Genomic DNA, 22035 nt, shown 5'->3' with positions numbered 1-22035 from the left:
ACCACGCCCTTGCCATTCGGATTATCTTCCCCTCAGTCAGGGTGATTCAGGTTTCTTTCAACCTGACGGGTTTGCCAGCTTCGCTGGGCAAACAAAAAAAGCGACCCGTTGGTCGCTTTTTTCAAATCGCAAAAAACTCTACACGTCTAAGTTTTCCACTTTAAGCGCATTAGCTTCGATAAACTCTCGACGAGGCTCTACTTGGTCACCCATCAATGTAGTGAACAGCTGATCACAACCAATGGCATCCTCAATGGTAACTTGAAGCATACGGCGGCTTTCTGGGTCCATGGTGGTTTCCCAGAGTTGCTCAGGGTTCATCTCACCTAGCCCTTTATAGCGCTGAATGTATTGGCCGCGTTTCGCTTCGTTCATTAGCCACTCTAGGGCTTCTTTGAAAGACTCAACTGGCTGTCTACGTTCGCCACGCTGGATGTAAGCGTCTTTACCCATCATGTCATTGATAGCAAGGTTAAGCTCTTTAAGGCGCTGATATTCAGACGACTCGATAAACTCATGATCGATAACGTACTCATAATCGATACCGTGCATACGCATAATGATTGTAATGTAGTACTCGCTAAGCTCAGCATCAGTGCGAATTTCATAACGGTATGTAGCTCCATCGTTTTCGCGCTCTGTAAGCTGCTCTACGAAGTGTTTCGCCACATGCTCTAGTGCAGATTCATCTTTAAGGTCTTCAAGGTTTAGCGTAGGCGTGTAAAGCATTCTGTAGAGGATAGAAGCAGGCATAAGACGTTTCATACGTGCAATCATCTTCTCTACCGATTGGTACTGCTTAACAAGGTTTTCAAGGCCTACACCACTAATACCTGGGTCTTCATCGCTGGTGTGCAAAGACGCACCGTCAATTGCGATTGATGTTAGGTAGTTAGTTAGCGCATCGTCATCTTTAAGATACTGCTCTTGTTTACCCTTCTTCACTTTGTATAGCGGTGGCTGTGCAATATATACATATCCACGCTCAATGATTTCAGGCATTTGACGATAGAAAAATGTGAGTAGAAGCGTACGAATGTGAGAACCATCTACGTCAGCATCGGTCATGATAATGATGCTGTGATAGCGTAATTTTTCAGGGTCATACTCGTCACGACCGATACCACAACCTAGTGCCGTGATAAGCGTCGCAACTTCCTGAGAAGAAAGCATCTTATCAAAACGCGCTTTCTCAACGTTTAAGATTTTACCTTTTAGCGGCAGAATAGCTTGGTTTTTACGGTTACGACCCTGCTTAGCTGAACCGCCCGCAGAGTCACCCTCCACTATGTATAATTCGCTAAGTGCAGGATCTTTTTCCTGACAGTCAGCTAGCTTACCCGGCAGACCAGCCAAGTCGAGTGCACCTTTACGGCGTGTCATTTCACGTGCCTTTCGTGCAGCTTCACGAGCACGAGCAGCATCAATAATTTTACCCGCAATGATTTTACTTTCTGCAGGGTTTTCTAATAAGAACTCTGCTAGCTTTTCATTCATTGCCGATTCAACAGCTGGACGAACTTCAGAAGATACAAGCTTATCTTTAGTCTGTGAGCTGAATTTTGGATCTGGTACTTTAACGGAAATAACCGCGGTTAGACCTTCACGCGCGTCGTCACCACTGGCATTCGTTTTAGCCTTTTTGTTCAGGCCTTCCTTTTCCATGTAGTTATTCAATGTACGTGTCAACGCTCCACGGAAGCCGGCCAAGTGAGTACCACCATCGCGCTGAGGAATGTTGTTGGTAAAACAGAACACGTTCTCTTGGAAACTATCGTTCCATTGCATTGCTACTTCTACTGCAATACCGTCTTCTTGCTCACTACTGAAATGAAACACTTTCTGGTGAACAGGTGTTTTCTTTTCATTTAGGTACTCAACGAACGCTTTGATACCACCTTCGTACATAAAGTGGTCTTCTTTTCCATCGCGTTCATCTTTCAAGCGAATCGACACACCAGAGTTCAAAAATGATAGTTCACGAAGACGTTTAGCAAGAATATCGTAGTGGTAAAGCGTATCTGTGAAGGTGTCCGAACTTGGCCAGAAACGGATCATAGTTCCCGTTTTATCTGTATCGCCTGTTACCGCTAGCGGCGCCTGTGGAACACCATGATGATATTCTTGTTCATGCGCTTTACCACCGCGACGAATACGAAGCTTCAGTCGGCTTGAAAGTGCGTTTACTACTGATACACCTACACCGTGCAAACCGCCCGATACTTTATAAGAGTTATCGTCGAACTTACCGCCGGCGTGAAGAACCGTCATGATAACTTCAGCTGCAGACACACCCTCTTCTGGGTGCAATTCAGTTGGTATACCACGTCCATCGTCAGACACAGATACTGAGCCATCGCTGTGAATGAGCACAGTAATCTCAGAACAATGTCCAGCAAGTGCTTCATCGATAGAGTTATCGACCACCTCGAAAACCATGTGGTGTAATCCGGTACCATCATCAGTATCACCGATATACATACCAGGACGCTTTCTTACGGCATCTAATCCTTTAAGTACTTTAATACTGGACGAGTCGTAGTTGTTCTCTGCTGACATACTAGCTTTTACTCCTCTTTCACGCTTCCATGTTCCACGTGAAACATTTTCTTTTCGTTGTATTTTTGTATAAAAGCGAGTTGCGTGGATTCTATTGCAGTAACGAAAACCTGCGTATCCATTTTGAGCAACCCATCAATAAATTGTTCTCTTTTATCGGCATCTAGTTCGGCACCTACATCATCAAGCAAAAAGATACTTTTACGCTGCGTTGCCTTATTAAATAGCTTAGTTTGTGACATTTGAAGCGCTGCCACAGCCATTCTAAGCTGTCCTCTCGATAAAAGCTCCTGGGCGTTTACCCCATTTACTTTAAGCCGTAAATCGGCTTTATGGGGCCCAGAAGAGGTATGTCCTATTTTACCATCATACTCACGTTTTTTAACTAGGCTTTCTGATAAACCGACATCTTTTTCCCACCCTTTATAGTAACTTAATTCCACATCGAAGTTAGGAAGAAATTCTTGCGCATACTGCTTAAAAATAGGCGTAAGGGTATCCACATATTCCTGACGAGTAGCCGATAGAGACTCACCTAGTTCTGAGAACTGAGACTCCCAATATTGATTTTGTGGTGCGCTTAAATTTGCCTGCTGTTTCAGTAAGGCATTTCTATGTTTTAAAAACTTACCATACTGATTAGCAAGTGATTGAAACTGATGTTCCACGTGAAACAATCCCCAATCACAAAAACGTCGACGCTCGGAAGGCGAACCAATTATTAGATCAGTACTCTGCGGAGTAAAGAGTTGAAGTGGTACTAGGCTAACTAAATCTGATAACTTATTTGAATGATCACCGTTAATACTACAGGTGAATGTCTCATTTCTACTTCGTTGAAAGCCTAGCTTTAATTCATCCCCTTCTTCAGTTTTGCATGATGCGAAAACACTGAAGTTGTCTTTCTCATTTTGAATAACCGAACTGTGTTTATTTGTTCTAAAAGAACGTCCAAAGCCCAAGTAATAAAGTGCTTCGATTAACGAGGATTTCCCACTCCCATTCACGCCTTTAATGATAGTCAATGCTGGTGAAGGAGAAAGTGATACGGAAGTAAGATTACGAAACTGTGTAATCTGGACGCGGTCCAGTTTCATGAGGTCACACTGATGAAAGAAAAGAAGCGAGGAGTATCAACACTCATCGCTTCTTGAATTGATAATTTAAATAACAAAATAACGTGGAATATGCGAAACGCTGCAAACACTTAATGTAGTAGTGACTACAGTCGCATTGGCATAATAACGTATAATGCGGCGTCATCAGCATCATCTTCGATTAGCGCACTTGCGTTTGAGTCTGATAGGCTGACTTTAACACCATCAGATCCAAGCGCATTCAATACGTCAATTAAATAGGCAACGTTAAAGCCAATTTCTAAATCGTCACCTTGATATTGAACATCAACGATTTCTTCCGCTTCTTCTTGCTCTGGGTTATTAGCCGTTATCTTAAGCTCACCAGAAGACAAGTTTAATCGTACGCCTCTAAACTTTTCGTTGGATAGAATGGCCGCACGTGAAAATGCTTCTTTTAATACGGCTTTACTCGCAATAATTTCCTTGTCGCCATTTTGAGGTAAAACACGGCGATAATCAGGAAATCTGCCATCAACTAATTTCGAAGTGAAAATAAAATCGTTTGAGAAAATTCTAAGATGATTGGCGCCTATTTGCACCTTAAGAGATTTGTCATCTTCGCTAATAAGACGAGAAATTTCTAACACGCCTTTACGTGGAATAATCACTTGACGAGATGGCAAAGCGGTCTCGTAGTTTAGGCGACAAAGTGCAAGGCGGTGACCGTCTGTTGCAACGGTACGGATGATATTCTCTTCCGTTTCAAGGGACATACCATTTAAGTAATAACGTACGTCTTGTTGAGCCATTGAGAAGCTCGTTGCATCAATAAGACGTTTTAGATCACTGCACGATAATTCAAACTCAACTTCGCCTTCCCAATCTTCTAGATTTGGGTAGTCGTTAGCAGATAAAGTAGAAAGCGTATAACGACCTCGACCGGCACGAATAAGGGCCTTGCTGCCGTCTAACGAGAAATGAATATCTGTTCCTTCAGAAATACCGCGAATAATATCAAACAGCTTTTTAGCAGGAACAGTAATTTCACCTTCCGTGAATTCACCTTCTAATTTCACGCTAGAAATTAGTTCTACCTCTAAATCTGTACCAGTAAGCCAAAGTGCGTCCTCACTTACTTTGATGAGAATATTGGAAAGAATTGGCAGTGTGTGTCTACGCTCTACAGCACCAGATACCAACTGTAGGGGTTGTAAAAATTGTTCGCGGCTTATAGTAAATTTCATCGCAGTGCTATCTCGCCTCTAAGGTCGTGGTGTTAGGAAGACAAAGTCCTAATGAGGTTCTTATAGTCCTCTTTTATATCATGACTTTCTTCTCTTAGCTGCTCTATTTTTCTACAAGCGTGTAAAACCGTAGTGTGGTCTCGTCCACCAAACGCGTTTCCTAGTTCAGGTAAACTGTGGTTGGTAAGTTCTTTGGCCAGCGCCATCGCGACTTGGCGAGGACGCGCCACACTACGACTACGTCGTTTAGACAAAATATCAGCTACTTTTATCTTATAATAATCTGCGACGGTTTTCTGAATATTATCAACCGTTACCAATTTTTCTTGAAGTGCGAGAAGGTCTCGAAGCGCTTCGCGAACGAAATCAATAGTGATAGGGCGACCGGTAAAGTTTGCGTTAGCAATAACACGGTTAAGTGCACCCTCGAGCTCACGTACGTTTGAACGCAATCGCTTAGCTATAAAGAACGCCACTTCATTAGGTAAGTGAATCCGGTTCTCTGCCGCTTTGCGCATCAAAATAGCCACTCGGGTTTCAAGCTCTGGTGGCTCTATAGCAATGGTTAAACCCCAACCGAAGCGCGATTTTAATCGATCCTCTACCCCATCAATCTCTTTAGGATATCTATCAGAAGTAAGGATGATTTGCTGGTTACCTTCAAGAAGCGCATTGAACGTGTGAAAGAACTCTTCTTGTGAACGCTCTTTATTAGCAAAGAATTGAATATCATCGATAAGTAACGCATCAACGCTGCGATAGAAGCGCTTAAAGTCCTCTATAGCGTTATTTTGTAGTGCCTTAACCATATCCTGCACGAAACGCTCAGAATGCATATATACAATTTTAGCGTCACCGTTATTAGCTACGATGCCATTACCCACTGCATGTAATAAGTGAGTTTTACCTAAGCCCGTACCACCGTAAATAAACAGTGGGTTGTAAGAACCGCCTGGGTTATTTGCAACTTGAGTTGCAGCCGCACGTGCTAGCTGGTTAGATTTACCTTCGACAAAGTTGTCGAATTGATAAGTCGGATTAATATTACTTTTATGCTTCATCGCCTCAGGGATCGGGATCACTTTCGGCGGTGTAGACGATCTTGGCGCTTGATCTGCGTACGCATTATATCCATTACGGTCGTGGTTTTGCGTACCGCGATCATTTAGATCCATACCCTGTGTGTATGAAGATGATTTTGAAAACGCATTGTTTTGTCCTTGATCACCCGCTTGGCTTGCCGATGATGGCATACCGCTATTCGACATTGGTGAATAAGACGATGTGTGCTGCCCATTACTGCCGCTGTGAACAGGCTGATTACTAGTATTATAGTTCTGATACCCTTGACCGCCCGCAGGTGCACTAGGCTTACTTGGTTGATTACTAGGCGTATGTGGAGCAGACGAAGATCCGCTGGTACTTGCAGGCTGACTACGGCTTACGCTGTGACGATTCATCACTTCTAAACGCAATTGTGGAGCGTCACTTCCGGCAAACTCTTTTAGTAGTGCAGTAATGTTATTCAGGTACTTGTCTCTTACCCAATCAAGTACAAAACGATTGGGAGCATAGAGTGCAACCACGCCTTGTTGTTCTTCACAAACAAGCGGTCGTATCCACATACTAAACTGCTGCGTTGGTAATTCTTGACGCAATCTTTCAAGGCATTGGTTCCACAAGGACATGGTACGTAGTTAGCTCCCTTGACTCGCTAGAAAAACCAACTCCTGAAAAGCCAATCATAAAGAAAGCAGGCACTAAAAAGCGCCATTAGAAGAAAATAGCGTTGGAAGTGTTGGGTAGCAGCGAGAAATTAAGTTATCGTTTTAATCGCTGTGGATTATCTTACGTTATCAACACAATGTAAATGGCGATCCCGATCGATCTTTTCGATCAAAATAACAAGCAACTGATAAATAAGATTTTTTCTTTTAGATCAAATCAAACTATAACGAGAAAAATTCATTCTAAATTTGTGCTAAAAAACCGTTAGATCACCTTGCTTTTTATATCTATCTCTGTGTTTTTCACAACGCACTGTGGATAACCTAACCAAATTTTATGCGTTATTCACAGACGATTTGTACGAAAACTGCGTCATCGATTAAGCTATCGATTAGAAAATGCAAAAATTGTTCACTTATTCATCCGAAAAGCGAGAATATGCATTGACAGCACGCCCCGAGATCTCTAGAATTCAGCGTCCTTTTTCGATGGGCTTTTCTGGTGAAAACACCACATTGTTCTGGCAACAGCATAATGTGTTACCAAAAACGCCTATGTTTAACTAAATATAAGTGAGACTTTGGTCATGAAAAGAACATTTCAACCGAGCAATCTAAAGCGCAAGCGTTCTCACGGTTTTCGTGCTCGTATGGCGACTAAAAATGGTCGTAAAGTACTAGCAGCTCGCCGTGCAAAAGGCCGCGCTCGTCTTTCAGCTTAATTGAAAGACGCCAAAGTGGGCGAGAATAATTTTTCTAGGGAGTTACGTCTGTTAACTCCCACCCACTTTACCTATGTGTTTGATAACGCAACCCCAGCTGTATCTCCCTCTTTTACTGTTCTAGCCAGAAAAAATACACTTTCAACTCCTCGTTTAGGCATTACGCTCGCGAAAAAACGTATCCGTAAAGCTCACGATAGAAATCGTTTGAAGCGATTAGTCAGAGAAAGTTTTAGGCATAAACAGCACAACTTACCCAATGTCGATATTATCGTTATTGGCAAGTCTGGCGCTGACAACCTTAGCAACCAAGAAGTTTTCGCTACATTGGACAAGCTATGGAAAAAATTAAACAAGCGTTGCGGCAACTCTTAATTGTAGTGCCTTTGGCATTGATAAAATTTTATCAATGGTTCATTTCCCCTATGTTAGGGCAACGATGTCGTTTCCATCCTTCTTGTTCTTGGTATGCTATAGACGCATTAAAAACGCACGGATTAGTAAAAGGCGGTTGGTTATCTATTAAACGCATATTAAAATGCCACCCTTTGCATGCCGGCGGATATGATCCAGTGCCGGAAAAACAACAAGATAAACACTCAAAATAAAGAGACCTCTATGGAATCGCAACGTAGTTTTCTGATAATTGGCCTTGCGCTAGTTAGCTTTTTGCTTTGGCAATCATGGCAAAAAGATTATGGGCCACAGCCAGTTGTGCCTGTTGAGCAACAACAAACGCAAGAGACATCACAAGGCGTACCGTCATTTAATGAAAATGGCAGCGAAGATGTACCTAGTAGTGATAGCGTTCCTGCTGCACAACCTATCGCAGCGGCGCAAAGTTCAAACCGCATTATTGAAGTAAAAACCGATACGCTTGATTTACGCATCGATTTGCTAGGCGGCGATGTAGTATCAGCAGACTTACTTAAGTTTCCGGTAGAGCAAGGTTCGGATATTCCTTACAGCCTACTTCGCTCTGGCAACGGTCTTTATGTAGCGCAAAGTGGCCTAATCGGTGCTCAAGGGCCTGATGCAAGCAGCAGTGGCCGCCCGGTGTATAATGCGCAAAGTGACTATTATGAAATGACTGGCGACACCCTTGTTATTCCTCTTACATGGAAAAACAACCAAGGCTTGTCAGTTACCAAAACTTTCACTTTCACTAAAGGTCAGTACGACGTAAACGTAAGCTATAGCGTGGAAAATGGTACTGGCAGCGCAGCAACGGTTCAGCCGTATGCACAGCTTAAACAAGTGATGGAGTTTGAAGACGACAGCAACATGTTTATGCCAACGTACCGTGGTGCTGCATATTCAACAGAAGATGACCGCTACCAGAAGTACTCGTTTGACGAGATTGAAGATGACAACCTACGCGAAACCACGAAAGCGGGTTGGGTTGGCATGCTTGAACATTACTTTGTATCAGCATGGGTACCTTCACAAGAGCAAACTAACACGCTTTATTCTCGTAACCTGAAAAATCAGTATGCAGTAATTGGTGTATTGTCTCCGTCTGAAAGCGTAGCGCCTGGTGAAACCAAAACCCTTGCATCTACCCTTTATATGGGCCCTAAAGATCAAGAAAGCCTAGCGAAGATTGCGCGCGGATTAGACCTAACCGTTGATTACGGTATTCTTTTCTGGATTTCACAGCCGCTGTTCGCCCTTCTTACCTTCCTTCATAGCCTAGTTAATAACTGGGGTGTGGCAATTATCCTTATCACTATTGTAGTAAAAGGCGCGATGTACTGGCTAACTAAGAAGCAATACGAGTCAATGGCACGTATGCGCAACTTAGCACCTAAGATGCAGCAGCTAAAAGACCGTTTTGGCGACGACAGACAAAAAATGTCTCAAGCTATGATGGAGCTTTACCGCAAAGAGAAAGTAAACCCAATGGGCGGTTGCTTACCTCTTCTTCTGCAAATGCCTATCTTTCTTGCGCTTTACTGGGTACTGATGGAAAGTGTTGAACTACGTCATGCAGACTTTGTGCTTTGGATCACTGACCTTTCTACAAAAGACCCATACTTTGTGCTGCCAATTCTAACTGGCGCAAGTATGTACCTATTGCAAAAACTTCAGCCAACCACCATTACTGATCCAATGCAGCAGAAAATCATGCAGTGGATGCCGGTAGCAATGAGTGTATTCTTCCTGTGGTTCCCTGCAGGTCTGGTACTATACTGGCTAGTCAGTAACGTGATTACCTTGGTTCAAGCCAAAATGATTTATGCTTCAATGGAGAAGCGGGGCATCAGCAGTAAATAACACGCTGATCAATGAATTATACAGCCCGCCTATGCGGGCTGTTTTGTCTTAAGAGGAATAACCTGTGCCATCATTTGATATTGTTTCTGAAATCAACATGGAAGAAGTACGCAACGCCACTGAAAACGCAAGCCGTGAGCTATCAACGCGTTTCGACTTTCGCGGTATTGACGCGAGCTTTGAGTACAAAGATAAAACCGTGGTCATGAAAGCTGAAGCTGAATTCCAACTTCAGCAAATGGAAAGCATGTTTAGAACGGCGATGTCTAAACGTAACGTAGACACTTCATCTATGGATGTTAAACCCTACGATGCACACGGTAGAACTTACCGTCAGACCATTACCTTTAAAGAAGGTATTGAGCAGCCGATGGCGAAGAAGATTGTGAAGCTGGTGAAAGACGCCAAAATCAAAGTGCAAACGGCTATTCAAGGCGAAGAACTTCGCGTAACAGGTAAAAAGCGTGATGATTTGCAGCAAGTTATTTCGCTGGTTAAAGAGTCTAACTTAGGCCAACCTTTCCAATTTAAGAACTTCCGCGACTAATTATGGAATCACTCACCCTTTCTACCGACACTATTACCGCACAAGCGACAGCGCCCGGTCGTGGCGGCGTAGGTATTGTACGTGTTTCAGGTCCTAAGGCTAAAGCCATCGCAGAGGCGTTAGTACCAAGCGCACTAACACCACGTCTTGCGACCTATACGCCGTTTGTTGATGCTAACAACAGCGTAATAGACCAGGGCATAGCACTGTTTTTTAAAGGGCCTAACTCATTTACCGGTGAAGATGTACTTGAACTGCAAGGCCATGGCGGTCAAGTTGTCATGGACATGCTGATTGATGCCGTGCTTGCAACGGGCCATGCCCGGCTTGCCAATCCAGGTGAATTCAGTGAACAAGCCTTTTTAAATGATAAATTAGACCTTGCGCAAGCAGAGGCGATTGCCGACTTGATTGATGCAAGTTCTAAACAGGCAGCAAAAAGTGCGCTGCGCTCGCTACAGGGTGAGTTTTCTACACAAATTCAAACGCTATCAGACCAAATCGTGCACCTTCGTATGTACGTAGAGGCGGCCATCGATTTTCCTGAAGAAGAAATTGATTTCTTATCTGACGGGAAAGTATCAGGTGACTTAAGCGCAATTATGCAAAGCTTAACCAAAGTGCGCGAACAGGCTAAACAAGGCACCTTATTGCGCGAAGGTATGCAGGTGGTGATTGCGGGGCGCCCTAACGCCGGTAAATCGAGCTTATTAAACGCCCTGGCAGGACGAGATAGCGCCATTGTTACCGATATAGCCGGTACCACGCGAGATGTGCTTAAAGAGCATATTCACATTGATGGTATGCCGGTGCACATTATCGACACAGCAGGACTTCGAGAAAGCCCAGATAAAGTGGAACAAATTGGTATTGAGCGGGCGTGGCAAGCTATCAATGAAGCTGACCACGTATTATTCGTTGTAGACTCTACCGCAACTGCTGTTATCGACCCTTATGAAATATGGCCAGAATTTATGGCCCGATTGCCACAAGGCATCCCCGTTACCGTAGTTCGCAACAAGGCCGACCTTAGTACCTTAGATATTGGACAAAGCACAGTTGCCACCGAGCAAGGTGATATCTCAGTTATCAATCTATCAGCCAAAGAAGGTAGCGGCGTCGACACGCTAAAAGCACATCTGGCCAAAACCATGGGCTTCGATACTACAACTGAAGGTCAATTTATTGCGCGCAGACGACACATAGATGCACTCGACCAAGCCTACAGTTATGTAAGCACTGGCGAACAACAACTGCATGATGCTATGGCGGGTGAGTTGCTTGCTGAAGAATTGCGCTTGGCTCACCAGGCACTATGTGAGATAACCGGTGAATTCACGTCAGACGATCTACTTGGTAAGATTTTTTCATCGTTCTGTATTGGTAAGTAGCGCAACCAATAAAGTTACAAGTAAGATGGTGAATAACGTAACGGATAAGCCGTACTTACGTTGAGACGACAATCGTAAATAGAGAAGCAACCTAATAATGAGCAAGCATTTTGAAATCATCGTTGGCACCATGTTAGGCGCCGCAGAATACGTGGCAGATGCCATTGCGGAAAAACTTGATGCGAGCGGGCACACCCACACTATTCACGCTGAACCAAATTTAGATGAGATTAAAACAGAATCAACGTGGATCGTGTGTACATCAACACACGGTGCTGGCGAATTACCTGACAACATCCAGCCGTTCGCAAAACAGCTAGAGGGCGCGGATTTAAGCGCAGTAAATGCCTACGTTATTGGGCTAGGTGACACCAGTTACGACACCTTTTGTTTCGGCGCAAAAGAAATGGAAAAGTATATTAAAAACGCAGGTGGCACGTTAATTACCGACGCGCTATACATCGATGTGCTGGAACACCCTATCCCTGAAGAGGCCGCCGTAGAATGGTTTGACGAAAAGCTGGCCAATGCTTAACAAGCGTTTTTACGTGGAACCAATGCGATGAACAGCAACCTTACCCAAGCTGAACTGGCGGCGTTGCAATCTCCCCTTTCTAACGATTGCCGGGTACTGTATTTACTTGGCCTTCGAACAGGTGCAAATGCGGCAACGACATCGTCCGCCCCTATTGATTATAAGCAATTATTAAATTTGCTAAACGGCGACAGCAAAGACGAACCTTATCAACGCGGTCGTCAAATCAATAGCTTGGTTAAGCAGCTTGAACAAGTGGGTTTGGTTGCCCTGCCCCTTGAACTTGATCTTGAGCACACAATCAACGGGAAAACCCTACTTCTTCCGCTTCTAAGCGAGCCACAATCGGACTTCGACCAACTACATGCCCGTCATAGCGCCATGACCCCTAATTGGACGCCCAATAAAGCGTTGTTTGAAGAAATGGCCTCGCTACTTGGTATTATCGATAAAACATTTGATGACAACGAGGTGGGTGAATTCATTGCCTATTGGTTAGGAAGACCAAGTTCAGTGTTTAGCGAATTCCAATGGACACAAAAGTTTGCCAACAATATCAAGCGCAAGCGTCTCGCTTCAGGCTACGCCCCAACAAAGGTGGTGGGAACGCAACAAGTGAAAGTTGCAGCCGGCATAGAAGCAGATGATAATGCTAGAAAGCTGGTGGAAAAGTATGCCGCAACTAAGAAGAGTTAATTCGTTATGGATCGTATAACCGACAAAATTGCTAATTTAGCGAGAGCGCTCAACAAAGACGTCGATCCCAATCGTGAATACATCGACTATAAAACGCTGCGTAAGCAGTACGAGGCGAAAGCGAACGAAGAAGTATCACAACTACAGCAGCGTAGTAAAAAAGCGCGTGTAGAGGCTATTCATGGCCGTTCTGATCTGAATCCCAAATGGACCTTCGCCAACTTAGTTGAAGACAGTGACGATGTGATTGAAGCCGTATCGATAGCTCAGTCTTTTATTGCAGCCCATGACGACCCTGCATGGCGTCAAAGCGGCTCGCATATGATGCTGTTTTACGGCGATTACGGTCGTGGTAAATCACATATTGCCGGTGCTATTGCCCATCAACTTATAGAGCAGTACGAAATTTCAGTGCTTTATCGTCAACTGTCTACACTGCTTGAAATGCGCAATTTCTCGTTTGATTTTGGGGCTTCAGATAACGCAGGACAGCGCTTTAGGGAGATCAATCAGGAACTGCTAGACGTCGATCTGCTTATTCTTGATGAAGTGTGTGTAAACGAAAGTGTGTTAAAGAAGAATGCGCAAAGCTGGTTTGGTAACCTGCTAAGACAGCGCTTAGTAAACAAGAAAAACTGTATTTTGATCACCAATCACAATTTAGCCGAACTTGAAAATGCCCTTGGTCCTTACTGTTTTGAGTCGATTAAAGAGTACGATACTTACAAGGTTAGGTTCCAAGGCCCAAGCCGCCGTGAAGGCTTAACCATTGAACAAGAAGACATGCAAGGCTCTGTTTCACAGCCACGCTATCAACCCAACCAGGTGCGCTAATAGCACCTGGTTTCCTATCTCTCTCAAAACCTTGCCTTTACTCTGCTTGGTCTTTTCCTTCATTAAACCTTATTGCATGTTCCTGTTGTGCTAAGTAATAGCGAATCACTTAGTCTGTTGATCCCGCTTTTTACCAAAACGATACGGTTTCAATTCATAGATACACTCAACGATCTCCTTCAGTTAAACAAATAACCATTCTTTCAGACCCACTTCTACCTTATAAAAGTGACTGTATTTTGGTCAGCTCCTATGTTTTTCTCCTGAAAAATGGGCTGTTTTGGAAAAATAATCTTGTCGTTCATAAAAGCCTGCACATTTTTTGAAGATGTTGATAAATGCGATCGGGCGATCTAATCACAGCTTTTGGAAAAGATCTCCTCCACAATGAGATCACGCTATAACGCACGTAACTACACGATCTTTTGATCGCGATACATAAATAGCAAACATTTTATCCCCAGTTGGATCACATCTTGATCACCCCTGTGGATAGGATCCTACAAACCACTGTGCATAAGCTTTGATCGAAAAAAGAATAACTTTTCAAACGATTCGGGGTGTGGATAAAAAGGCCATTTATACACAAGTTTGAGGTAGGGTTATGGATCGGGGTTTCCCAATGTTATTGATCGCGTAACTTGATGATCTTTATGTGCTTTGATCGGTTACCCACAGATCTTGATGATCCTAATAAAAGTAAAAATAAACAGATCTAAAAGAGATCTTAAGATCTTATAATTCGATCACACCTTTTCAAAAACAGGTTTTGAGGAAAATTTAATCATTTTCTTTATCCAATAAGTCAGATAAAATACGCGCCCTTTTTTCAGCAGTCTCTGCGTGAGAAAAATTAGTTTTTAATCGGCTTATCGTAAGTTAATAGTGAGGTTTAACCATGTTTTATGCTGAAGCATTTGATGTCATCGTTGTAGGTGGTGGACATGCAGGTACAGAAGCGGCACTTGCAGCTGCTCGCATGGGTGCAAATACGCTGTTGCTCACTCACAATATTGAGACGATAGGCCAGATGTCGTGTAACCCTGCAATTGGTGGGATCGGTAAAGGCCATCTTGTAAAAGAGATCGATGCGTTAGGCGGTGCAATGGCACTGGCTATCGACAAAGGTGGTATTCAGTTTAGAACATTGAATTCTTCTAAAGGCCCAGCTGTTCGTGCAACGCGTGCGCAAGCGGACCGTACGCTTTACAAAAACGCTATTCGCGACATTGTTGAAAATCAAGAAAACCTAACCTTGTTCCAACAGAGCGTTGACGATCTGATTGTTGAAAACGATCAGGTATGCGGTGTTGTTACGCAAATGGGCTTGAAGTTTAAAGCCAAGTCAGTGGTACTGACAGTGGGTACTTTCCTTGGCGGAACCATTCACATTGGCCTTGAAAACTATCGCGGCGGTCGTGCCGGCGATCCACCGTCTATCGCACTTGCAGATAGACTACGTGCCCTTCCGTTTCGTGTTGACCGTTTAAAAACTGGGACACCAGCAAGACTTGATGCTCGCTCGTTAGATTTTTCTGTAATGCAGCCTCAACCTGGTGACAATCCTACGCCGGTATTTTCGTTCATGGGTGATAGAACCATGCACCCTACACAGATCCCGTGCTATATCACCCACACTAACGAAAAAACCCACGATATCATTCGCGGGGGATTAGATCGCTCACCCATGTTTACTGGGGTTATCGAAGGTATCGGACCGCGCTATTGCCCAAGTATCGAAGATAAGATCACCCGTTTTGCAGACAAGACATCGCATCAAATTTTTGTTGAGCCAGAAGGTTTAAACAGCATTGAAGTTTATCCAAATGGTATTTCAACCAGTTTGCCATTTGACGTACAAATGAACCTTGTCCGCTCGATTAAAGGTTTTGAAAATGCGCACATTGTTCGCCCGGGTTATGCGATTGAATATGATTTCTTTGATCCACGCGATCTGAAACAAACACTGGAAACGAAGTTTATTCGAGGTTTGTTCTTTGCTGGCCAAATTAACGGTACCACTGGTTATGAAGAAGCGGGTGCGCAAGGGTTAGTAGCAGGCGCAAACGCAGCGCTACAAGTTCAAGAAAAAGACCCGATGATTTTACGCCGCGATCAAGCATACATGGGCGTACTTATCGACGACTTGGCGACCATGGGTACGAAAGAGCCGTACCGCATGTTCACTAGCCGTGCAGAATACAGACTACTGCTTCGTGAAGACAATGCCGATAGCCGTCTAACCGCAATGGGCCGAGAGATTGGTCTTGTTGATGATGCTCGCTGGGCGAAATTTAACGACAAGATGGAAGCGGTAGAAAGTGAACTGCAGCGTCTACGCGGTCAGTGGATCCACCCTGATCACGCGGCAACGCCAGAACTCAATACCATGCTGAAAAATCCGGTGAGTCGTGAACATTCTCTTGAAGAGCTGATCCGTCGACCTGAAATGACTTACGGTCAGTTAATGGAAATTAAAAGTGTTGGCCCAGGTCTTGAAGATCCGATTGCTGCAGAGCAAGTGGAAATTCAAATTAAGTACGCCGGCTACATTGCCCGTCAAATGGATGAAATCGCGAAAACGCAGCGACACGAAAACACCCTGTTGCCGGTTGATATGGACTTCAGCAAGATTTCCGGCCTATCGAACGAGGTTGTAGCCAAGTTAACCGAAGCCAGACCGGAAACAATCGGTAAAGCATCGCGTATTTCGGGCATTACCCCGGCGGCCATCTCTTTACTGCTGGTTTACCTTAAAAAACACGGCATGTTGCGCAAGCAAGAGAAAATCAGTGCGTAAAACACGCGCTTAACTCAACACATTACTCGCAGCGCTTAGTTTTTCCTATTTATTCGCGTATTATGATAATCATAATTGCCTAAACTATGCGAAAACTAGAAAAACTCGGCGCTTTTCACACTGTCCCATTGCACCACTTTACATTCGTTGTGCGGCTTTGATTAATTTATGTGCACTTCTTCAAGTGCACTTGTATCGAGCATGAAGAGCTGCATTAAGAAACGGCTGTAAATTTGAGCGGCAAATAATGATTCGCCACGCGTGTTTATGGTATGGACTGTGTAGAGCAAAAAACATTAACGCGAACAGACAGATTTTTCGATGACGATACAGCAAGAATTGCACACCATTTTGGTGTCTGGACTCGATGCCCTTTCACTAGATTTAAGTGATAAGCAACAGCAGCAGTTAGTTGACTATGTGCTGCTTATGGACAAATGGAATAAGGCGTACAACCTGACTTCTGTGCGCGATCCTAAGCAAATGATGGTGAAACACATTCTAGATTCGCTGGCGATTGTGCCCTTTCTTGATGGTAACAATATCATTGATGTTGGAACGGGCCCTGGCCTTCCAGGTATGCCGTTGGCAATCGCGTTTCCAGATAAATCATTCACATTGCTTGACTCATTGGGCAAGCGTGTACGGTTTATGACCCAATGTGTGCACACGCTTGGATTAACTAACGTAACTCCTGTGCAAAGCCGCGTTGAAGAGCACAATGGCGATACGCCTTACGATATTGTGCTAAGCCGAGCTTTCGCTTCGCTAAAAGATATGTTGCACTGGTGTCAGCATCTGGTAGATTCAGAAGGTCAATTTTTGGCGCTTAAAGGTCAGTTTCCACAAGATGAGATAGACGAAGTGAGTGATCACTTCCATGTGAGCAAAACGGAAAACCTCACTGTGCCAAATTTGGTAGGCGAACGACATCTGGTTTGGCTAAAAAAGAAATAGCCGAAAAATAGAAATAGACGAGAACAGGATCTAACGTGGCTAAGGTAATCGCGATCGCGAATCAAAAAGGTGGTGTTGGAAAGACAACCACCGCAGTTAACGTGGCAGCGTCAATGGCAGCAACCAAGCGTAAGGTGTTGCTGATTGATCTCGATCCACAAGGTAATGCGACCATGGGAAGCGGCGTTGATAAATACGACGTTGAATCTACGGCATTTGAATTGTTGATTGAAGAAAAGCCAATTAACGATGTTATCGTTAAAGCGACAAGCGGCAAGTATGACCTCATCGCGGCGAACGGTGACGTAACCGCGGCAGAAATCAAGCTGATGGAAATGTTTGCCCGTGAAGTAAGGCTTCGCAATGCGCTGAAGCCCGTTATGGATTACTACGATTTTGTCTTTATCGACTGCCCGCCTTCGCTAAACCAGTTAACTGTGAACGCCCTGGCGGCTGCCGATTCAGTAATGGTGCCTATGCAGTGTGAATATTACGCACTAGAAGGCCTCACTGCCCTTATGGATACCATTCAAAAATTGGCATCTGTAGTGAATCCAGAATTGAAGATTGAAGGCGTATTGCGTACTATGTACGACCCGCGCAATCGCCTTGCTAACGACGTTTCAGAACAATTGAAGCGCCATTTTGGTGAACAAGTTTATCGCACGGTTATTCCGCGTAACGTTCGCCTAGCTGAAGCGCCAAGCTTCGGTACGCCAGCGATGTATTATGATAAATCATCGACAGGCGCTAAAGCCTACTTGGCACTGGCGGGTGAAATACTGCGTCGTAGGGACAAAACAACGCCTGCACAGGCAAAAGCAAGTTAAACGACAATAAGCTGAACACTATCAGCACATGCCATAGAGGACACTATGTCAGCACGTAAAAGAGGCCTTGGCCGCGGTTTAGATGCGCTACTCGCAACCAGCCAATCATCTGCTCAAAAAGAACAAGATGCCGCCGAGGTAAATTCAACCAACGGTGAGTTAAGCAAGCTCCCTATTGAATACTTAGTGCCGGGCAAGTATCAGCCTCGAAAAGACATGTCACCTGAGGCATTAGAAGAATTGGCATCGTCCATTCGTGCGCAAGGTATTATTCAGCCTATCGTAGTGAGAAAAGTCGACGAGCACCGCTATGAAATCATTGCCGGTGAACGTCGCTGGCGAGCTTCACAACTAGCACAGCTAGACGAAGTGCCTTGTTTGGTTAAGAACGTGCCTGACGAAGCGGCAGTGGCCATTGCGCTTATCGAAAATATCCAGCGTGAAGATTTAAATGCTATGGAAGAGGCGCAAGCCCTCGACCGTTTAATGAATGAGTTCGCGCTTACCCATCAAGAAGTTGCTGAAGCGGTGGGCAAATCACGCACCACAGTGACAAATTTACTTCGTCTGAATAATTTGAACGACGACGTGAAACTGTTAGTCGAGCATGGCGATATTGAAATGGGTCATGCTAGAGCGCTGTTAGCGCTAGAAGGTGATACCCAGTCGGAAACTGCGCAAGTAGTATCGGGCAAAGGTCTTACCGTGCGCGATACAGAAAAGCTTGTTAAAAAGCTTTTGGAGCCAGCTAAACCTAAGCCTGAGAAGAAAGTTGATCCCGATGTGCAAAACCTTATGACACGACTTTCAGAAAATTTAGGCACTCCTGTGAGTATTGACCACAATGCGAAAGGCAAAGGCAAGCTGACAATTAGCTTTAGCGACCTTGAACAATTAGATGGAATTATCTCTAAAATTCAATAGTTTAAAATAAAATTACTAGAGAAGCTCCCTTTGCCAACCCGCAATTGATACGCTGTTCGGTGCAAACACCGGACACTCTCCTTTCCGGTTATAGCAATAGAAAATTTTCAGAATAACTTTCAAAAAGCGTTGTACTGTTGAAAATTGTCGGTAAAACAGTATACTTCTGACGCTTTTTGTAAGACGTGAACAAGCTGCGAGTAAAAGTGACGAACAAGTTAGCAAAACGCGGGTTAGACCTCGCCAAGAAAGGGCTACTTTTTCAGGCTATTACAGCCCTAGTCGTTACCGCTTTCGCAGGCGCCGCAGGGGGAAGTCATTCCGCCATGTCGGCAGCGGCAGGCGCTTTAATCAGCATTCTGCCGAACAGTGTTTTTATGGCTTTCGCGTTTCGTTACGCAGGTGCCAGTAAAAACGACCTTGTTGCACGGAGTTTTAGCCAAGGCTCAAAATTGAAGCTGGCACTGACAATCATTTTATTTGTAATTGCTTTTAAAGGCTTAAACGCCTCGCCATTAGAGATTTTCATGGCATTTGTGATTACAACCGCTAGCCACGGGCTAGCCATGTTTCATTACGGTACGAAAGAATAAAGACAGCGCGAGGCGTTGCGATAACGAAAACAACGTATTCGACCGATTGAGACAAAAGAACCAGTCACCAAATTTTTACACTTTACAACTTGGGTTAAACAATGGCATCTGAATACACTACCTCAGAATACATCAAGCACCACTTGACCAATGCCACCATGTGCTCAACTGACAACGGAATTGCTTTTAACAAAGCGTGTTCTGGCGCCGGTTTTTGGGCATGGCATGTTGATACACTGGCATGGTCTATCGGTCTTGGTCTTCTTTTCCTAATTATCTTTAGAAGCGTTGCTTCAAAAGCGACAACCGGCGTACCTGGCAAAATGCAGGCGTTTGTTGAGCTTGTTGTTGAGTTTGTTGACGACAACGTTAAAAGCACTTTCCATGGTAAGAGCGCACTTATTGCGCCATTAGCACTGACTATCTTTGTATGGGTATTGCTAATGAACCTTATGGACTTGGTGCCAGTTGATCTTATTCCATGGGTATCTGGTCTTATCGGCCAAGCGGCTTTTGGCATGGATCCACACGACGTTTACAACAAGGCAGTTCCAACCACTGACCTCAACTTAACGTTCGCACTGGCTTCAGGCGTGTTTATTCTTATTCTTTTCTATTCAATCAAGATGAAAGGCATTGGCGGTTTTGCAAAAGAACTGACTATGCAGCCTTTCGGTCACCCTATCTTTATTCCGGTGAACTTTATTCTTGAAACCGTTACTTTGCTTGCGCGTCCGCTTTCACTAGCACTGCGTTTGTTCGGTAACTTGTATGCCAGTGAGCTAATCTTCATTTTGATTGCTACAATTGGTTATTTCCAGCTTCCACTGCACTTCATGTGGGCTGTGTTCCATATTCTGGTACTTCCGCTTCAAGCGTTTATTTTCATGATGCTTACCATCGTGTACTTAAGCCTGGCGTGTGAAGACCACTAAGCATTAACGGGTGTCGGTTTTGATTTTTAATCGACACCGTTTTTACAGAGTTTGACTTTTAAACATTAACTTTAAATTTAACTTAAATCGGAGACGTAAATGTTATACATCGCTGTTGCACTACTGATTGGTCTTGGTGCCCTAGGTACCGCTATTGGTTTCGGTCTACTAGGTGGTAAATTCCTTGAATCTGCTGCTCGTCAACCTGAACTAGCACCTCAACTACAAGTTAAGATGTTCATCGTAGCGGGTCTTATCGACGCCATCGCGATGATCGGTGTTGGTATCGCTCTATACCTATTGTTCGCTGTTGGTGCCTAATTCTACTAAACACTTTTTTAGCGAACTTTAAGAGGAGGGGCGATTGTGAATTTTAACGCCACTTTTATTGGTCAATTAATCGCCTTCGCTGTGTTCGTGGTGTTCTGCATGAAATATGTATGGCCTCCACTAATGGCAGCGATTGAAGAACGTCAGAAGAAAATTGCCGATGGGCTTGAAGCTTCTGAGCGTGCAGAGAAAGACCTAGAGCTTGCTCAAGCGAAAGCTACTGAGCAATTGAAAGATGCGAAAGCGCAAGCAGCTGAAATTATCGAGCAGGCCAAAAAGCGCGCCAACCAATTGGTTGACGAAGAAACGCAAAAAGGCCATGCGGAACGCGAGAAGATTATCGCTTCTGGTTATGCCGAAATTGAAGCTGAACGCAATCGTGCCAAAGAAGATTTGCGTAAGCAGGTTTCTGCACTTGCAGTAGCTGGCGCACAGCAAATCTTACAACGTGAAATCGATGCAAACGCGCAAAACGACATTGTTGAAAAACTTGTCGCTGAGCTTTAATAGGGAGATGAGCCATGTCTGAATTGACAACCGTTGCTCGTCCTTATGCTAAAGCTGCTTTCGATTTTGCTGTCGAGAAAGACGCCGTTGCAAAATGGCAAGAAATGCTAGCCTTTGCAGGCGCTGTAGCAGCGAACGATGACATGCACCAGCTTTTGTCTGGTGCGGTTGCCGCTGACACGCTTGCCGACATTTTTAACAATGTTTGTGGTGAGCAACTCGACGAACACGGCCAAAACCTAGTAAAGGTTTTGGCTGAAAATAAACGTTTAGCCGCGTTGCCTGAAATTTCTACTTTGTTTGATGCATTTAAAGCAGATTACGACAAAGAAATAGAAGTGGACGTAACCTCAGCAACTACGCTGACCGATGCACAACAAAATGAGTTGGTTGCATCTTTGGAAAAACGTTTGGCACGTAAAGTGAAGCTTAATTGTAACGTGGACCCTGCCCTGATCGCTGGAATGGTTATTAATGCCGGCGATACAGTTATTGATGGTTCCGTAAAGTCGAAATTGAACCGTCTAGCAGACGCGTTGCAAGCATAA

At 44.3% G+C, this 22035-nt stretch carries 22 protein-coding genes; 18 read left to right on the top strand and 4 right to left on the bottom strand.

The window, feature by feature from the left end; genetic code table 11:
* Positions 1-138: 138 nt before the first annotated feature.
* From gyrB to dnaA, 4 genes are all read right to left on the bottom strand, one after another.
* On the bottom strand, positions 139-2559 hold the full coding sequence (gene gyrB, locus MHN02_RS16205; protein WP_014977848.1) for a DNA topoisomerase (ATP-hydrolyzing) subunit B: 2421 nt from the start codon (positions 2557-2559) through the stop codon (positions 139-141).
* Between the two features lie 8 nt (positions 2560-2567).
* Positions 2568-3656 carry a DNA replication/repair protein RecF gene (gene recF, locus MHN02_RS16200; protein WP_014977847.1) on the bottom strand — a complete coding sequence of 363 codons (1089 nt, stop codon included), beginning with the start codon at positions 3654-3656 and terminating at the stop codon, positions 2568-2570.
* 125 nt (positions 3657-3781) lie between these two features.
* Entirely contained in the window at positions 3782-4882 is a 1101-nt protein-coding gene (dnaN, locus tag MHN02_RS16195; RefSeq protein ID WP_239247352.1) for a DNA polymerase III subunit beta, read from the bottom strand.
* A gap of 32 nt (positions 4883-4914) precedes the next feature.
* Positions 4915-6570, bottom strand: a complete 1656-nt coding sequence (dnaA, locus tag MHN02_RS16190) for a chromosomal replication initiator protein DnaA (protein ID WP_014977846.1) — start codon at positions 6568-6570, stop codon at positions 4915-4917.
* Positions 6571-7196: 626 nt separating this feature from the next.
* Between dnaA and rpmH the strand changes: the two genes are divergently transcribed.
* The 18 genes from rpmH to atpH all read left to right on the top strand — a co-directional run bounded on the left by rpmH (position 7197) and on the right by atpH (position 22035).
* Positions 7197-7331, top strand: coding sequence for a 50S ribosomal protein L34 (gene rpmH / locus MHN02_RS16185; protein ID WP_014290886.1), 135 nt, complete (start codon positions 7197-7199; stop codon positions 7329-7331).
* 15 nt (positions 7332-7346) lie between these two features.
* A complete protein-coding gene (gene rnpA / locus MHN02_RS16180) occupies positions 7347-7706 on the top strand; it encodes a ribonuclease P protein component (RefSeq protein WP_015000154.1) in 360 nt (119 codons plus the stop codon).
* Positions 7691-7939 (top strand): membrane protein insertion efficiency factor YidD, encoded by a 249-nt coding sequence (gene yidD / locus MHN02_RS16175; RefSeq protein WP_081765860.1) that lies wholly within the window; start codon positions 7691-7693, stop codon positions 7937-7939. Before rnpA ends, yidD begins: the two co-directional genes overlap by 16 nt.
* Before the next feature lie 10 nt (positions 7940-7949).
* Positions 7950-9608, top strand: a complete 1659-nt coding sequence (gene yidC / locus MHN02_RS16170; protein WP_171337503.1) for a membrane protein insertase YidC — start codon at positions 7950-7952, stop codon at positions 9606-9608.
* A 64-nt stretch (positions 9609-9672) separates the two neighbouring features.
* A complete protein-coding gene (locus MHN02_RS16165; protein WP_014977844.1) occupies positions 9673-10155 on the top strand; it encodes a YajQ family cyclic di-GMP-binding protein in 483 nt (160 codons plus the stop codon).
* 2 nt (positions 10156-10157) lie between these two features.
* Entirely contained in the window at positions 10158-11546 is a 1389-nt protein-coding gene (gene mnmE / locus MHN02_RS16160; RefSeq protein WP_071816526.1) for a tRNA uridine-5-carboxymethylaminomethyl(34) synthesis GTPase MnmE, read from the top strand.
* A gap of 97 nt (positions 11547-11643) precedes the next feature.
* Positions 11644-12081, top strand: a complete 438-nt coding sequence (gene mioC / locus MHN02_RS16155; protein ID WP_171337483.1) for an FMN-binding protein MioC — start codon at positions 11644-11646, stop codon at positions 12079-12081.
* Between the two features lie 27 nt (positions 12082-12108).
* Positions 12109-12777, top strand: a complete 669-nt coding sequence (locus tag MHN02_RS16150) for a DnaT-like ssDNA-binding domain-containing protein (RefSeq protein WP_039234413.1) — start codon at positions 12109-12111, stop codon at positions 12775-12777.
* Between the two features lie 6 nt (positions 12778-12783).
* Positions 12784-13611 (top strand): ATP-binding protein, encoded by an 828-nt coding sequence (locus tag MHN02_RS16145; RefSeq protein WP_014951458.1) that lies wholly within the window; start codon positions 12784-12786, stop codon positions 13609-13611.
* Positions 13612-14509: 898 nt separating this feature from the next.
* Positions 14510-16411, top strand: a complete 1902-nt coding sequence (gene mnmG / locus MHN02_RS16140) for a tRNA uridine-5-carboxymethylaminomethyl(34) synthesis enzyme MnmG (RefSeq protein ID WP_239247350.1) — start codon at positions 14510-14512, stop codon at positions 16409-16411.
* Between the two features lie 321 nt (positions 16412-16732).
* Positions 16733-17368: a 16S rRNA (guanine(527)-N(7))-methyltransferase RsmG gene (gene rsmG / locus MHN02_RS16135; protein WP_014951456.1), complete on the top strand. Its 636-nt coding sequence runs from the start codon at positions 16733-16735 to the stop codon at positions 17366-17368.
* Between the two features lie 35 nt (positions 17369-17403).
* The gene (locus tag MHN02_RS16130) at positions 17404-18198 is read left to right on the top strand and encodes a ParA family protein (protein WP_014951455.1); all 795 of its coding nucleotides are present in this window, start codon (positions 17404-17406) and stop codon (positions 18196-18198) included.
* Between the two features lie 45 nt (positions 18199-18243).
* Entirely contained in the window at positions 18244-19122 is an 879-nt protein-coding gene (locus MHN02_RS16125) for a ParB/RepB/Spo0J family partition protein (RefSeq protein WP_014951454.1), read from the top strand.
* A gap of 206 nt (positions 19123-19328) precedes the next feature.
* A complete protein-coding gene (locus MHN02_RS16120) occupies positions 19329-19715 on the top strand; it encodes an ATP synthase subunit I (RefSeq protein ID WP_239247348.1) in 387 nt (128 codons plus the stop codon).
* Between the two features lie 101 nt (positions 19716-19816).
* Positions 19817-20650: a F0F1 ATP synthase subunit A gene (gene atpB / locus MHN02_RS16115; RefSeq protein ID WP_239247346.1), complete on the top strand. Its 834-nt coding sequence runs from the start codon at positions 19817-19819 to the stop codon at positions 20648-20650.
* A gap of 99 nt (positions 20651-20749) precedes the next feature.
* Positions 20750-20971 carry a F0F1 ATP synthase subunit C gene (gene atpE / locus MHN02_RS16110; protein WP_012520222.1) on the top strand — a complete coding sequence of 74 codons (222 nt, stop codon included), beginning with the start codon at positions 20750-20752 and terminating at the stop codon, positions 20969-20971.
* A gap of 45 nt (positions 20972-21016) precedes the next feature.
* On the top strand, positions 21017-21487 hold the full coding sequence (atpF, locus tag MHN02_RS16105) for a F0F1 ATP synthase subunit B (protein ID WP_014951452.1): 471 nt from the start codon (positions 21017-21019) through the stop codon (positions 21485-21487).
* 14 nt (positions 21488-21501) lie between these two features.
* Positions 21502-22035 carry a F0F1 ATP synthase subunit delta gene (atpH, locus tag MHN02_RS16100; protein ID WP_015000145.1) on the top strand — a complete coding sequence of 178 codons (534 nt, stop codon included), beginning with the start codon at positions 21502-21504 and terminating at the stop codon, positions 22033-22035.

Origin of the sequence: Alteromonas sp. CNT1-28 (assembly GCF_022348345.1) — a bacterium.
Taxonomy (GTDB): Bacteria; Pseudomonadota; Gammaproteobacteria; order Enterobacterales; family Alteromonadaceae; genus Alteromonas; species Alteromonas macleodii.
This window is presented reverse-complemented; position numbering and strand designations above follow the sequence as displayed.